We start from the raw sequence: 14,263 nt of genomic DNA, 5'->3' as shown, positions 1-14,263 counted from the left end.
CCAACCTGCTCAGGGTAATTCAGCTCAATAATATCAACTTACTTTTAATTGGATTGTCCCACAGAGACACAACTTAATAATTTCAATGCCGACGGAGAGGAATAATCGTATTGACAAACGCCTTCTTCTCCAATTACCACCAAAGATTTAGGACCTACAATAACATCTGTTGCATGCTTATCCTTTAAATGTTGCAACATACCGGTTGTTATATTATTGACATCTGATATTTGAAAGCTTTTCAGCCCAAATTCTCCCTCAGCTAAATAAAGTACCTTATCAGCCAATCCCAAACCATGAGGATTTTGCATTTCGTAAGATTTCACCAACTGTGGTTTTCGAAGATCTGTAATATCAATAACTTCTAATAGATTTTGAGAACCTCCACATAAAGCACCAGTACGCAACGTAACAAAAGCATAATCATCATTAACTACAACGGGATCGCATGCTCGAATATGGCGATACTGCGAAATTAGTTGAGGGGTCTCCGGTTGTAGAATGTCAAAAATGAACATACCTGTATTTGATCCTACAAATAAATTTTCTTTATATGGAAAGATCGTTTCTATCCCCCAACCTAGCGAAATGTCTTTCACAAAAACAGGAGCACTTTTTTCACTAACATTGAAAAGATGAAGCTGCATAAAATCTACTGCGTAAAGATGATTTTTCGCCAACGTAAACCTAGCCATAGAACCTCCCTGACCGTAAGACGAGTTACTATCGTAATAAATTATCTCCGTGTCTTTTTTGATATAGGGTGAATATTCCTTGTAATCCTCATAACTTACCAACGTATCTTTATACCCTGTCAGCACACCATCTAGCCCTCCAGCGTAGAATACTTCAAGATTGGAGTTAATAAGCTTAAAAACATTCTCCTTCCGATCCACCAAAACAGGTCTTTCAGGATTATGAATATCAAAAGTTAATAAATCCATATAACTATCAACATATAACATACCATCGTTAATAGCCATATCTACATTACCAGGAACGTTCAAAAATGATAACGCTACTGGACTTGAAGGATTAGCATTGTTGTATATGTGCACACCTTTCAAAGGTTCATTAATAAATAAAAAATTTTGGTAAAGGTAAATTTTACCCGTTTTTTCTAAAGGCTGCGGAAAAACAACCATCTCATCTTCTTCTAGCCGAAAATTGGACATCGGTTCAAAAACGGGAACTGTTACCTTATAAAGACTATTGGTTTCAATTCTATCACACGACGCCATAAGGCAAACTAAAAGAAAAAATAATGCTAACTTCTCTGTTATTTTCATAATTTAATAGTTGATTGTACTTATTAAAACGCAATACAATAAGCTACGCTACACCTACTATTATTTTTTTTAAAAAAATTGAATAATTCATTTTTTTGAACGATAACTATCAAATATTAATCCGTCAATAAATACGATTCTTATCTTATTTGGAACAAAACATAGCCATTGTATTATCCCAAACAAAGACGCTCCGGTTTACTATTTGGTCAATTTTCAGATCACATCGCTTTTTACTGTCTATCTTTTTCTATTTTTACTTATGGAAATATTCTGCTACATTAGAAAGTAACTAAAATACCATAGACATAATGAAAACTACCGCTTATAAATTTCCAACTTTCAGCTTCATAAGTTCAACGTATTTTGTTTTGATTATGTTAGCTCTGTTTTTTTGTCTTTTGACAACATCTTGTAAGGAGAAAGAAACGGTTCCCAATACATTAACAGACAAAGAAAAAAATGAAGGATGGCAACTATTATTTGACGGAAAGACGCTAAAAAACTGGCATATCTATAATCAAGGAGAAGGACCTTCTTCTTGGCTAGTTAAAAATGGAACATTGTACTGCAATCCTAACAGCGATGCAAAAAAGGGTGATCTAGTAACAAACGAAGAATTCGAAAATTATGAACTTTCATTTGAATGGAAACTTGAAAGTGAAGGAAATAGCGGCGTATTTATTAATGTGATAGAACGGCCTGACATCGATGCAACTTACCATTCTGGCCCAGAATATCAACTATTAGAAGATACACATCCGGATTTTGACAAACCTCTTAAACGTTCAGGTTGTTTATACACTTTTTCACCTCAGAAAAACTTTGTCAACACAAAAAGCAAAGGGCAATGGAATCTTTCTCGTATTATACAAAAAGAGGGCAAGGTTAACTTCTATCTAAATGGGGAAGAAACAGCAGAAATGGACTTCAAATCGCAAAAATGGCAACAACTTGTAAGGAGTAGTAATTTTAAAGATTATCCTGAATTTGGTAAGCATAGTTCAGGTAAAATTGCCCTTCAAGATTGGTCAAGAGGTGTTTCTTTTCAAAATATTAAAATCAAAAAAATCTAGCCATTGACATACGAGCTAGCGAACAACATATAGCATCTCGTCATAGATTGCAATATGTTGGGCTAGTTTATCATATTCATTTCGCTTTATTTTTGCCTATCCAACCTAAGCTTGTGTGCCTAAAATCATCTGAGAACTTCAGTCCGTAACCAAAGATACGATCAAAAGAGGCGTGTCCAAATACCACAATGCCTGCAAAAATTAAAACATCGAACTGCGCAAAATATCCCAAGGAAATTAGCCCAACTGCTATAGCACGATGATGAAAAAGATTGTATACATAGGCCCCAATTTTCGGATTTACCAAGTACCCCAACATAGAAATGTCAGGAGTAAAAAAAAGTAGTACAAGACTCCAGAAAGGCAAACCTAAATTGTAAATAGCCAATCCATATAATGAAGCCACAGTAAAGGAAATTTCCTCTATTCTAAGTGACAAACGCATACCTCTTTCTTTTTCCATAATGTAAATATACTCCCCTACAAATCTAGAGGTTTCATTCGGTATATCACTCCGGTTATCTTGCATCTTCTACATCCCACTTCGCTTTAAAAAGCAGTTGCAGACGCTGGATTTCTTTATCATATATCGTTTTTTTTCTCGTTCCGAAATACAGTGTGTTCTCTAAAGGCACATTTCCTTCCCAGACCAATTGAATATCACCTGCCGCAATTGCATCCCTGCAAAGAAAATCCGGAACAACCGAAAACCCTTTTCCATTACTTAAACAACGAATAATAGAACTGATATTAGGCACTATGTAATTGGGACTAAAATCGGGATGTTGTCCAAAATGCTTGATCCAAAAATTTCTAAGATGCTCCATATCCGCCGCCGTACTATACCATAATTCGTTCTTTAATACATGTATAGCCTCTTGAAATCTACCTTCTCCTAATAAAGTCTTCAATTCCGTAACCTTCGTTTCGTTTCCCGCGATCAATACTACTCGTTCCTTAGAGAACGGCACATATTGCAAATTTTGCTGCGCCCCTTTTTGTGGCGTGACAATTAAATCCAGTAAGCCATTGTCTAAATCTTGTTGCATCTTCGGATAATCGCCGAATTTGATAATCAAATTAAAAGGCAATTCCCTAATATGCTCTTCCAATGTATATTGGAAAGTCTCGAAACACATCCCGACGCTAACAGTAGACCGTTCTTCATTAGAACGTCGCTGAAAATGCTGTTCGCCACTTTCCAACTTTTTTAACGGATCGAAAATAAAATTATAAAGAATTTTCCCTTTTTCTGTCGGTACCATTTTTCTTGCCGAACGGTCAAAAAGTTTATACCCCGTAAATCCCTCTAGCGAATTTAGGTGCAAACTAACACCCGGTTGCGAAATAAATAGCTCCTGAGCAGCCGCAGAGAGCGTCCCCGTTTCATATATCGCTTTAAAAGTCCTCAGCCATTCCAAATTCCAGCGCATATCTATTATTTTTATGATACAAAAATACAATTTAAGTTATTTATTTTAGATATTATTACCAAATGAATAGGACTTTATTGCAAAAATAATTCATTATATTTACTCATACACTTAACTCCACTCTATTATGAACGACAACCAATTTGACAATAATGAGATAAATGAAATGGTTCAACAAAGTGACGAACATATTCGAAAGCTTCATGAAATTGTTCAAAAAACCTTAGAAGAAGAAAAGTTAATCGTCAATAATTTATTGAATCCTCCTGCTGAAATATTAACCCCAGGACAACAGGTCTCCGATAAAGTAGCGCGATTTGGAGGCAGTTGGAAGTTCATTATCATATTTACCGTTCTTTTAGCGTTGTGGATAGTGTACAACAGCTTCGTTGCAAAACAGGATCAATTCGACCCCTATCCTTTTATCTTAATGAATTTAGTGTTGTCTTGCATTGCAGCCTTACAAGCTCCAATTATTATGATGAGTCAAAATCGTCAGGAAGAAAAAGATAGGCAACGCGGAGAAAACGACTATTTAGTGAACTTAAAAGCAGAATTAGAAATCCGAAGTCTTCATCAAAAAATCGACATGCTCCAGGAAGAACAAATTAAACAATTATTCGACTCTCAGGTAGCACACCTCAAATTACTCAATCAAATGGCTGAGAAAATTGAAAAACTAGAAAAGGATGCAAAAGATTAATGGCGAAGTTTTCGAAAAGGCAAAGCATCTAATTCAAGATCTGAAATGGATTCCACTTTATAGAAGTAATCAAACAAATTAAAAAAATATATCCTAAACCTCCCGATATAAGTGTAGGCATATATGCGTGGCATTGTGCGCATCACTTCGCACATATACGACTTGCAAAAAACACTTAGTAGATTATTTTAGGCGAGGTAATAGTCCTCGTCTAAAATAAATCTTTAAAATAAATTAAGAAGTCTTCTGTAACGTATTTGGGTCTGGATATACAAGAATAAAAATCGCCGATGAAAAACCAATGTCGTTGGCACAATGATGTATACAACGGACAGCATCCCCATGCCATAAAAAAAATTTTGTTTAGACGGATTCTTGAGGTAATATCCAATCCAAGTGATAACAATAAGATTCCATGCACACATGGATGTCATCAGAAATACCCTTAACTTTTGTAGTGCAGGGCGAAATTCTTTTTCATTTTCTTTCATTACCTATTCAAATAAAATTCATAAAAATAGACGATATCAAAACCAACCTAGTCATTACAAATGATGAAACATACAGCTCAAAATAAAATGAAGTACTTCTCAATCTCTTTTCTTGTAAACTTATCAAAGTTGCCGTATAACTAACATCGGTTTATATGGATAATAGTTTTTTTTATAGCAAATAAAGTTACAATTTTAATAGAAAATATCTGATAATCAAAATCATAAAAAGGGCTTCATCTCCTCCTCTATTTGTTTGCGCAACGACATCAAGCGCTTCGCATATTGTTCCTGTTGCCTTTCTTCCTCCGTTGAGGGAACCCACAAAGGAACAGGCACAGCTTTGCCATTTTCATCTACAGCAACAAAAACGATAATGCAATGTGTTTTTTTTATAAAATCTGGAGTCTTCAAATTTCTCGAAAACACATTTATGGAAATATGCATACTTGTTGAACCGGTATAAATCACATGAGCTTCTACTTTAACAATTTCACCGATTTTAATGGGTTGATAAAAACGAATTCCTCCAACATACACAGTCACTGAATAATTTCCGCTCCAGGTACTCGCGCAAGCATAACCTGCTTGATCAATCCACTTCATCACACTCCCTCCATGCACATTCCCACCATAGTTCACATCTGAAGGCTCCGAGATAAATTGAAATGTAATTGGATTATTTTCCATAAATACCAGATTAATGTAACATAAAAATACCTACCTAAACTACGATAAATTTCTAATATGTCCAGCTTTATCAGCCTGTATCATCCTATTATAAAAAACAAAAAGATGGCTCGCGTCAGTGAAACCAAATTCCTTTGCAATTTCTTTCATCGTAAAATTTTTGGATTCTATGCGTCTCCTTATCAACGGAAATCGAACTGCGTCTATATATTGTTTCAACCCCATGTCAAAGTTTCTTTTAAAATAAAGACTAAAATAGCTTTCAGCTCTATTAAATATCTTAGCCATCTCTTTTGTACGAAGCCTTTCTGGATGATAGATATTACGGTGAATATAAGATAACAATTCCTGTGATCCCACTGGTGTCATCGAAAGCCCCTCCATTGCATACCCTTTTTTTTCTATAACAAGAGCAAAAATCGAAAGAAATTGCTGCCATACAAACAATGACGTTGGAACATCCTCCCGTGGCTGATATTCTTTAATATTTTCAACAATTCGCATAAGTGCTTGCTTTGATTGGAGAGAAAATTCTATAGAAGTTTCGCGGATTGACCTGTCAGTCAAAATCCTCTCCATATATGTTGAAATTCCCTGAAATCCACGCCGCTCCCAAAATTCAAAATAAGATTCCGTAAACTTAATAGCAAAGAAGCTTGTTTTCTCTAAGATGGTAAAAATATGATGATCCATAGGAGAAACTAAAAAAAGACTGCCTTTTCCATAAGATAGCTTGCGATCATTTAAACTATGAACACCGCCTCCCTCCAAAATATACATCAGTTCAAAGTAGTTTTGACCATGTTCTGGCAGATCAAAAAACTCTTTTTCAAACTCCATAATCCCCATCACCTCAAACTGTTTAAACCTTACCATCTTGTTTTATTTAGAAAATAACCTAAAAATACATATAAATATCAATTTTATACATCAACATGCATCATATCGGTCGATAATTTTGCCTACTGAAAAAACGATAACAATGGTAAATGTCGCCCTCATTATTTTTTGTACACTAGCAGGTATCCTCTTTAAATACTATGGACTTATTGCAAAAGAAGCTTACAAAGGAATTAATGTTTTCATTCTATATATTGCACTGCCAGCGGTATCTTTTAAATACATACCGCAACTTAGCTTGTCTAAGGGCTTAATATTCCCTGCACTATCGTCGCTATTAGTCATGATAGGTGCTTATATTTTTATGTACTGTTATAGTAAATACAAAAAATACAATAGAAGAACAAGGAGTAGTTTGGAAATTGCAAGTGCTTACAGCAATACTTCTTTCATAGGCTTCCCCTTAATCATTGCTTACTACAGTGAACAAGACCTCGGCATTGCGATACTGTGTGACCAAAGTATGTTTTTGCTTCTTTCTACTATTGGTGTGATAAGTGCGCTAAAAGGAAACAAAGGTTCAAAATCGCCGTTAACTCTAAAAGTAGTATTGAAGCGATTTGTGAGTTTCCCACCGGCTATAGCCTGTATACTTGCCATCGTACTCTCATCACTATTCGATATGACGAAAGCCGAGCCTTTCTTCGACAAACTAACAGCTACCGTAGGCCCTTTAGCCCTATTTTCGTTAGGCTTGCAACTCAATATCAAGGGTTGGAAGGAAAGAGTATCCCAAATATCGACTATCTTACTTTACAAGCTCTTATTAGCACCGTTACTCGTATTAATTGCAGCCTTGGTGTTGGATATCGAAGCGAATACTGCACGAATTAGTATTTTCGAAGCTAGTATGCCTACTGTAATTACAGCATCCATAATTGCCGAACAATTCCATTTAAATGATAAACTCATCAATCTTACCATCGGCATGAGTATTGTAGTTGGCTTTTTTACCACGGGTCTATGGACACTGGTTATTAACAGCTTTTTCTAGCTAGCTTTTCCCTCATTTGTATTCCTGCAAAAATTGCGCATACCACCGTCCCGATGATTTTACAATACGGCGTTGGGTTTTAAAATCAACATGTACCAAGCCAAATCTAGGATGATACCCCTCCGCCCATTCAAAGTTGTCGAGAAAAGTCCAGACAAAATACCCTAAAACGTTTACACCATCGTGCTTTGCACGAAAAACTTGTTCAATAGCTCCTTGCAAATACTTCAGTCTTTTGAGATCATCAACCTCATCATTTTCTACTTCATCAGCAAAAGCCGCTCCATTTTCGGTAATAATTAAAGGTGGAATATTCGCATATTCACTGTATTTTTTTAACATGTGATAGATTGATTCGGGATATACTTCCCAATTCATAGCCGTTAATTCTACATTTCGCTCCTTCGCACTCACTATTTTTGCTTGTAGGAAAGGTACGAACATAGAATACCGTATAACTTCCCGGGTGTAGTTCTGGATACCGATAAAGTCCATATCAAATGCTAAGTCTTTTTCATCTTGCTGCTTTATATATTTTTCAATTCGATTAAGCACTTTAATTTCCCCTGTTGGATACCCCAATCCTAGTAGAGGTTCTATGAAAAATCTATTCAGCAGAGTATCTGCTTTTCTAGCAGCAATAACATCCTTCTCACGCAAGCTAAACGGCTCCACATGCGAGCAGGAAAATGTTGTCCCTACCCGACTATCACGTTGTAGAGACTTAATAACACGAGCACCTGAAGCTTGCGATAATGCTGCATGATGGGCTGCTGCTAAAAAATTATCTACTCCTTTTCGCCCAGGTGCATGGACACCAAAAAAGTAACCTGCAGCCGTAAATACTGTAGGTTCATTTAACACCATCCAATTATTGACGCGATCACCAAAATACTTGACACAAACTGAAACATATTCGCGAAACCAATCTTTACTATCCCGGTTTACCCATCCTCCCTTTACCTCAAGCGCATGTGGAAGATCCCAATGATAAAGAGTAATCCAAGGAGTTATCCCCAATTCTAGCGATAAGTCTATTAATCTATTATAAAAATCTATTCCAGCTTGATTTACATGCCCAATCCCATTTGGCAATATCCTGCTCCATGAAATCGAAAAACGATAATGACCTATATTTAAGCTTCGCATTAAATACAAATCATCCAAATAATTATTATAGAAATCACAAGCGATCTCGCCGTGATGGTTTTGAAATATTCTATTTTTTTTCTGGACAAAGACATCCCAAATCGAAGGACCTTTCCCATCTTGATTATGAGCACCTTCTATTTGATAGGCAGCCGTAGACACCCCCCATATGAAATCTTCACCAAAGGCTTCTTTAGTTAAAAGCATTGATTTTTAATGACCTATATTTTAGGAAAAGATACAAAAATCTTCATACAACTGAAAGTTCCTAATTTTTATGAAATCTCAATGGAGAATAGAAAGAACTAAACTGTGTTAAAAACATCCTGAAGACAATCCGTTGGAAAAAATAAATAACTGATTTCATATGTAAATTATTATTTATGAGTGTTAGATTTCATTGGAATAAATGAGCTCGTTTCACTCGGTTTGTTTTTTAAAGATCATACGAAATGCACAACTTATTTTCATTTCTATCTGTATGTTGCAATAGAGAACATTTCATATGTATTTATTTTTATTAAACAGAATTAAATTAAACTCTATAAATAAAGCATTTTCATATGAAGTCAAGATTATCAGGCGGTTAATTTTCTGCAAACAAAAAAGACAATTCTATTTTCTTTCAAACAAATCGATCCTACGAAAACATCTACTTCTCAGTTCACAGATCCAAACAATTTCCGATGAATAAGGCTATTCGAGCTGTCGCATCTTCTACTTCTTTAAAAGCAGCCCCCATATGCATAAATCCGTGAATCATTTCAGCGTAATCAACAACTTCCACTATCGCTCCTGCATTGGCAATTTTTTCCGCTAGTAACTTCCCCTCGTCATGCAATGGATCATGCTCAGCTAACAATACCAATACAGGCGAGATATCTTCAAAAACATCGTTTAAAATCGGTACAGCCCGTGGATCTATGTTATTGCTGTCATCAGACAAATACATGGACCAAGCTTCTATACCACTGGCTTTACTTAAAATTGGGCCGTCAGCATATTTCATCCACGATACTGTATTCAACTTATTATCGGTAGCAGGATAAATCAATACCTGAAACTTTAATTGCTCTTTCATTTTCATGGCAACAGCCAATGCTAAAGCTGCACCCGCACTATCTCCCACTATACCGACCTGATTCCCATCAATATGTAATCTTTGCGCATGCTCCAACAACCACCCCGTTACAACCAAAATATCTTCAATGCCTGCCGGGAAAGGATATTCAGGAGCAAGCCGATAATCAACCAGTATCGTGACTGCCTTTGTCGCATCTGCCAACTTACGGGCAATGGCATCATGAGTTTCCAGGCCTCCAGACATAAACCATCCCCCATGAACATAAATAATTGCTGCTGAATTTCGAGTTTCCAATCCTTCCGGGCGGTAAAGCCGAACCGCTATTTGATGGTTTGCCGCAGGTATATCGAACTCTTCAATAACACGAATCTTAGTTTTCGTCCCACTAAGCTGTCCTGCCATATATTCATAGCCTTTACGCGCTGCGTCGACAGAGTCGCTAGCCCCAAACACTTTGATCTGCTGAACATGGGCATTTACATTTTTTACCTTTTCTGTTAATTTCATATCTTATCGAATATCATAACAATGCCATATCTCCTTTACCATATCGCATCAATTTACTTTACAAAGCTATACGAAAACTACTATTTATCACTGATAAACAACCGAATGTGCGATACAGACATTTTTGTATGTGCTATTTTTAACGTACCATTTTCTAAACCTTTTCAACGAATCAACAGCTGTACTAAAAAACGGAAAGAATTCTTTCTTAGATTTGTTACCAAACAATAACAAGCCAAAACTGAGCTTTCAAGAATAGTTTGAGAATGGGAAAGAGAAAAGAGAATTCAACAAACATGCAAAATGAGAAATACATCATCACATGTGATCTAGCCTACGCTGTTTGTAAAATTGGTGGTCGCTGGAAATTACTTATATTAGGAAAACTCGAAAACGGCAAACTTAGATTTGGTGAAATAAGACAGCAAATCGAAGGAATAACGGAAAGAATGTTAACGTTGCAACTGAAGGAACTTGAAAAAGAAGGATTAATCAAAAGAACGGTGTATGCAGAAATACCATCACGTGTGGATTATGAACTAACAGCAATCGCCAAAGACCTAATCCCTATTTGGAGACAACTGGAAAAATGGGCTGTTAAACATAAATTTGCAGTTGGTTTTAATCAGGAAACAAAATAATACTAAATACATCTAGTAAACCCGACATATGAGGACATTATTCATCAAAAACATGGTTTGCAATCGCTGTATAATGGTTGTACAGAATGAACTAAACAGACTACACTTAGATACAAAGAAGATAGAATTAGGAGCCGTTGAATTTAAAGACGATTTAACAAAAACACAAATAGATACGATAGAACGAGCGCTGAATCCTTTCGGTTTTGAACTTATAGACGATAAAAAAAGTCGGCTTATAGAAAAAATTAAAAATGTTATTATTGAACTCGTACATTATCAGGATAACGAGGTCAAAACAAATCTTTCCGATCTATTAAGCCAAACCCTCAATCACGACTATAATTATCTTTCGAACCTTTTCTCTGAAATAGAGGGCAAAACAATCGAAAAATATTTCATTGCACAAAAAATAGAGAAAGTGAAGGAGCTTTTGGTATACGATGAGCTATCTTTAAGTGAAATAGCGAATCGTTTAAACTATTCGAGTGTTGCGTATTTAAGTAACCAATTCAAAAAAGTGACGGGCCTTACCCCTAGCCATTTCAAACAAATACGTAACGAAAAAAGAAAGCCTTTAGACGAAGTGTAAATCTTACAAATCAATCCCATAATAGTGTAACCCCTTAAACACCTTTTATCTAGAAATTTGTAACATAAGGAAAAAACAAATCGTTCCAATAATATCCTCGCTAGTTTATTGAAAAAGCGAGAGTGGCGAACGTTTTAAATTATCAAGAATAGACATTTTCGATAAAACATTATGGCTACAAATAACGAAAATACGACGATATATATTCCGCTTGAGAATGTGGAAAGTGAACACTGTGCAACGATTATTGACAGAGGACTATCTCAGGTTGAGGGAATAAAACAGCATCATGTAGAACTCAACAATAAACGAGCAGTTATACAAACGAACAATCAAGAAACAGTAGAAAAAGCAATTTATTCCATTCGAAATCTGGGCTATACTGTTCCGACTATAAAAAAAAATTATCCTGTATTAGGCATGAGCTGTGCTTCTTGTGCCAGCAGTGCGGAAAACATTGTAAAATATGAACCTGGTATTATAGATGCATCGGTGAACTTTGCCACAGGCAATTTAACGGTTGAGTACCTCCCCAACATGCTCAGTGCCGCTGAAATCCAGAAAGTCATACAGGAAGGCGGATACGATTTACTGCTTGAAGATGAATCTCAACAGCAACAAACCTTGGAAAGTATGCATGCTGAGAGGTTCGAAAAGTTAAAAAAGAATACAACTTGGGCCGTTCTTCTATCTATCCCGGTGGTGATCATCGGAATGTTTTTCATGAATGTCCCTTACGCAAACGAGATTATGTGGGCGTTTTCAACTCCAGTTGTCCTCTGGTTAGGAAAAGATTTCTTTATTAATGCATGGAAACAGACAAAACATCGTTCTGCTAATATGGACACATTGGTAGCGTTAAGCACTGGAATTGCTTATCTATTTAGTGTGTTTAATATCTTTTTCGCTAATTTCTGGCATGAGAAGGGCATACATGCACATGTTTACTTCGAAGCTGCCTCCGTCGTTATTGCATTCATCTTGCTCGGAAAGTTACTCGAAGAAAAGGCGAAAGGAAATACCTCCACTGCTATCAAAAAATTAATGGGATTGCAGCCGAAAACACTATTAGTTATCCAGCCCGATGGCACAGAGAAGCAGATTCCCATTGCTGATGTAAAAATAAATGATGTTGTTCAAGTCAAACCTGGAGAAAAAATCGCTGTAGACGGGGTCGTCCTATCGGGAAATTCTTATGTGGATGAAAGCATGTTGAGTGGAGAGCCTGTTCCGGTCTTAAAGCAAGCACACGACAAAGTGTTTTCAGGAACAATAAATCAAAAAGGAAGTTTCCAATTTAAAGCGCTTAAAATTGGAAAAGATACGATGCTCGCCCAGATCATTAAAATGGTACAAGATGCACAAGGCAGCAAAGCGCCTGTGCAAAAGATGGTTGATAGAATTGCAGGTGTTTTCGTCCCTTTAGTTATCATCATTGCACTGATAACCTTCGCCTTATGGTTCTTCTTAGGGGGAAATCATAGTTCGGTCCAAGGTTTGCTAGCAGCTATCACCGTTTTGGTTATCGCATGTCCATGCGCGTTAGGTCTAGCGACACCTACAGCTATTATGGTTGGGGTGGGAAAAGGTGCTGAAAATGGTATCCTTATTAAAGATGCAGAAAGCTTAGAGCTGACAAAACACGTCAATGCTATTATTTTAGACAAAACCGGTACAATTACAGCCGGTAAGCCTGAAGTTGCACATATAGAATGGCTCGATAACGACAACAGTGCCCAGAATATCTTGGCAAGCATGGAGCGAAAATCGGAACACCCCTTAGCTGACGCTGTAAGTAGATATTTATCAGAAACATCAAGTGTAACGCTATCAGCGTTCGAAAGCATAACCGGCAAGGGAGTTAAAGTAATTTACAATAACGAACACTATTATATAGGTAACGAGAAGCTTCTATCAGAAAACAAGATCAATATAGCGGTCGAACTCTTGAGATATGGACAGGAATGGGGACAACAATCTAATACAGTAGTTTGGTTTGCAAACAGCAAGCAAACTTTAGCCGTTATTGCCATTTCCGATAAGATAAAAGAGACTTCAGTTACCGCAATAAAAGAGCTACAAGACATGGGGATTGAACTCTACATGCTGACAGGTGACAACAAAGATACAGCAAGCTCCATTGCTCAGAAAACAGGAATAAAACATTATCAAGCAGAGATGTTACCTCAGGACAAGGCTGCTTTTGTAAAGCAATTACAGCAACAGGGAAAAACTGTAGCTATGGTTGGCGATGGAATAAACGACAGTACAGCATTGGCTACTGCTGATGTAAGTATTGCTATGGGTAAAGGAAGTGACATCGCAATGGATGTTGCCAAAATGACGATCATTTCCTCTGATCTGAGCAAAATTCCTCTAGCTATTCGCCTGTCAAAACAAACCGTAGCCACCATCAAACAAAATTTGTTTTGGGCTTTCATATACAATATGATAGGTATTCCGCTAGCTGCAGGCATCTTGTATCCTATTAATGGCTTTCTATTAAATCCCATGATAGCAGGTGCAGCAATGGCTTTAAGCAGTGTCAGTGTAGTAAGCAACAGTTTACGACTAAAATGGAAAAATTAAAGAAGAACATATGTCACTTTCTCAGCATAAAATCAATTGGAACATCACACTTATTGCTATTTCCTTTTTGCTGATCGCGATATCAGTATGTTATCAGCCGAAAAACAGCACACAAAGTATGAAAA

At 36.5% G+C, this 14,263-nt stretch carries 13 protein-coding genes; 6 read left to right on the top strand and 7 right to left on the bottom strand.

The window, feature by feature from the left end; translation table 11 throughout:
* Positions 1-44: 44 nt before the first annotated feature.
* Positions 45-1,289, bottom strand: coding sequence for an LVIVD repeat-containing protein (locus ACSZOX_RS05905; protein WP_437918896.1), 1,245 nt, complete (start codon positions 1,287-1,289; stop codon positions 45-47).
* Positions 1,290-1,666: 377 nt separating this feature from the next.
* Here ACSZOX_RS05905 and ACSZOX_RS05900 point away from each other — a divergent pair, with 377 nt between their 5' ends.
* Positions 1,667-2,365: a 3-keto-disaccharide hydrolase gene (locus ACSZOX_RS05900; protein WP_437918895.1), complete on the top strand. Its 699-nt coding sequence runs from the start codon at positions 1,667-1,669 to the stop codon at positions 2,363-2,365.
* Between the two features lie 76 nt (positions 2,366-2,441).
* Here the strand turns inward: ACSZOX_RS05900 and ACSZOX_RS05895 are convergent, their stop codons facing one another.
* Together ACSZOX_RS05895 and ACSZOX_RS05890 are read right to left on the bottom strand one after the other, a co-directional pair.
* Entirely contained in the window at positions 2,442-2,828 is a 387-nt protein-coding gene (locus ACSZOX_RS05895) for a DUF4260 domain-containing protein (RefSeq protein ID WP_437918894.1), read from the bottom strand.
* 55 nt (positions 2,829-2,883) lie between these two features.
* Entirely contained in the window at positions 2,884-3,798 is a 915-nt protein-coding gene (locus ACSZOX_RS05890) for a LysR family transcriptional regulator (RefSeq protein ID WP_437918893.1), read from the bottom strand.
* A gap of 127 nt (positions 3,799-3,925) precedes the next feature.
* Between ACSZOX_RS05890 and ACSZOX_RS05885 the strand changes: the two genes are divergently transcribed.
* On the top strand, positions 3,926-4,501 hold the full coding sequence (locus ACSZOX_RS05885; protein ID WP_437918892.1) for a DUF1003 domain-containing protein: 576 nt from the start codon (positions 3,926-3,928) through the stop codon (positions 4,499-4,501).
* 713 nt (positions 4,502-5,214) lie between these two features.
* On the opposite strand, the gene ACSZOX_RS05880 is transcribed toward ACSZOX_RS05885, so the two are convergent.
* Both ACSZOX_RS05880 and ACSZOX_RS05875 read right to left on the bottom strand, forming a co-directional pair.
* Positions 5,215-5,682 (bottom strand): acyl-CoA thioesterase, encoded by a 468-nt coding sequence (locus tag ACSZOX_RS05880; RefSeq protein ID WP_437918891.1) that lies wholly within the window; start codon positions 5,680-5,682, stop codon positions 5,215-5,217.
* A gap of 39 nt (positions 5,683-5,721) precedes the next feature.
* Positions 5,722-6,558: an AraC family transcriptional regulator gene (locus ACSZOX_RS05875; protein WP_437918890.1), complete on the bottom strand. Its 837-nt coding sequence runs from the start codon at positions 6,556-6,558 to the stop codon at positions 5,722-5,724.
* A 106-nt stretch (positions 6,559-6,664) separates the two neighbouring features.
* Here ACSZOX_RS05875 and ACSZOX_RS05870 point away from each other — a divergent pair, with 106 nt between their 5' ends.
* On the top strand, positions 6,665-7,576 hold the full coding sequence (locus ACSZOX_RS05870) for an AEC family transporter (RefSeq protein ID WP_437918889.1): 912 nt from the start codon (positions 6,665-6,667) through the stop codon (positions 7,574-7,576).
* A gap of 12 nt (positions 7,577-7,588) precedes the next feature.
* Here ACSZOX_RS05870 and ACSZOX_RS05865 read toward each other — a convergent pair whose 3' ends face one another.
* Both ACSZOX_RS05865 and ACSZOX_RS05860 read right to left on the bottom strand, forming a co-directional pair.
* Entirely contained in the window at positions 7,589-8,932 is a 1,344-nt protein-coding gene (locus tag ACSZOX_RS05865; protein WP_437918888.1) for a GH1 family beta-glucosidase, read from the bottom strand.
* 457 nt (positions 8,933-9,389) lie between these two features.
* Positions 9,390-10,316: an alpha/beta hydrolase gene (locus ACSZOX_RS05860; RefSeq protein ID WP_437918887.1), complete on the bottom strand. Its 927-nt coding sequence runs from the start codon at positions 10,314-10,316 to the stop codon at positions 9,390-9,392.
* A 266-nt stretch (positions 10,317-10,582) separates the two neighbouring features.
* On the opposite strand from ACSZOX_RS05860, the gene ACSZOX_RS05855 reads away from it, so the two are divergent.
* From ACSZOX_RS05855 to ACSZOX_RS05845, 3 genes are all read left to right on the top strand, one after another.
* A complete protein-coding gene (locus tag ACSZOX_RS05855; RefSeq protein WP_437918886.1) occupies positions 10,583-10,957 on the top strand; it encodes a winged helix-turn-helix transcriptional regulator in 375 nt (124 codons plus the stop codon).
* 28 nt (positions 10,958-10,985) lie between these two features.
* Positions 10,986-11,549 (top strand): helix-turn-helix domain-containing protein, encoded by a 564-nt coding sequence (locus tag ACSZOX_RS05850; RefSeq protein ID WP_437918885.1) that lies wholly within the window; start codon positions 10,986-10,988, stop codon positions 11,547-11,549.
* A gap of 171 nt (positions 11,550-11,720) precedes the next feature.
* The gene (locus ACSZOX_RS05845) at positions 11,721-14,138 is read left to right on the top strand and encodes a heavy metal translocating P-type ATPase (RefSeq protein ID WP_437918884.1); all 2,418 of its coding nucleotides are present in this window, start codon (positions 11,721-11,723) and stop codon (positions 14,136-14,138) included.
* The last annotated feature ends 125 nt before the right edge of the window (positions 14,139-14,263 follow it).

It is taken from the genome of Sphingobacterium sp. LRF_L2 (assembly GCF_965644235.1).
Classification (GTDB): Bacteria; Bacteroidota; Bacteroidia; order Sphingobacteriales; family Sphingobacteriaceae; genus Sphingobacterium.
Note: the sequence above shows the minus strand (reverse complement) of the source record. Positions and strands in the feature narration are given on the sequence as shown.

Bases quoted from the DNA above. Each gene is read 5' to 3' on its own strand.
- ACSZOX_RS05885 (WP_437918892.1), top strand. From the start codon at position 3,926: ATGAACGACAACCAATTTGACAATAATGAGATAAATGAAATGGTTCAA.
- ACSZOX_RS05845 (WP_437918884.1), top strand. From the start codon at position 11,721: ATGGCTACAAATAACGAAAATACGACGATATATATTCCGCTTGAGAAT.
- ACSZOX_RS05900 (WP_437918895.1), top strand. From the start codon at position 1,667: ATGTTAGCTCTGTTTTTTTGTCTTTTGACAACATCTTGTAAGGAGAAA.
- ACSZOX_RS05850 (WP_437918885.1), top strand. From the start codon at position 10,986: ATGAGGACATTATTCATCAAAAACATGGTTTGCAATCGCTGTATAATG.
- ACSZOX_RS05905 (WP_437918896.1), bottom strand. From the start codon at position 1,289: ATGAAAATAACAGAGAAGTTAGCATTATTTTTTCTTTTAGTTTGCCTT.
- ACSZOX_RS05895 (WP_437918894.1), bottom strand. From the start codon at position 2,828: ATGGAAAAAGAAAGAGGTATGCGTTTGTCACTTAGAATAGAGGAAATT.
- ACSZOX_RS05865 (WP_437918888.1), bottom strand. From the start codon at position 8,932: ATGCTTTTAACTAAAGAAGCCTTTGGTGAAGATTTCATATGGGGGGTG.
- ACSZOX_RS05890 (WP_437918893.1), bottom strand. From the start codon at position 3,798: ATGCGCTGGAATTTGGAATGGCTGAGGACTTTTAAAGCGATATATGAA.
- ACSZOX_RS05880 (WP_437918891.1), bottom strand. From the start codon at position 5,682: ATGGAAAATAATCCAATTACATTTCAATTTATCTCGGAGCCTTCAGAT.
- ACSZOX_RS05870 (WP_437918889.1), top strand. From the start codon at position 6,665: ATGGTAAATGTCGCCCTCATTATTTTTTGTACACTAGCAGGTATCCTC.
- ACSZOX_RS05855 (WP_437918886.1), top strand. From the start codon at position 10,583: ATGGGAAAGAGAAAAGAGAATTCAACAAACATGCAAAATGAGAAATAC.
- ACSZOX_RS05875 (WP_437918890.1), bottom strand. From the start codon at position 6,558: ATGGTAAGGTTTAAACAGTTTGAGGTGATGGGGATTATGGAGTTTGAA.
- ACSZOX_RS05860 (WP_437918887.1), bottom strand. From the start codon at position 10,316: ATGAAATTAACAGAAAAGGTAAAAAATGTAAATGCCCATGTTCAGCAG.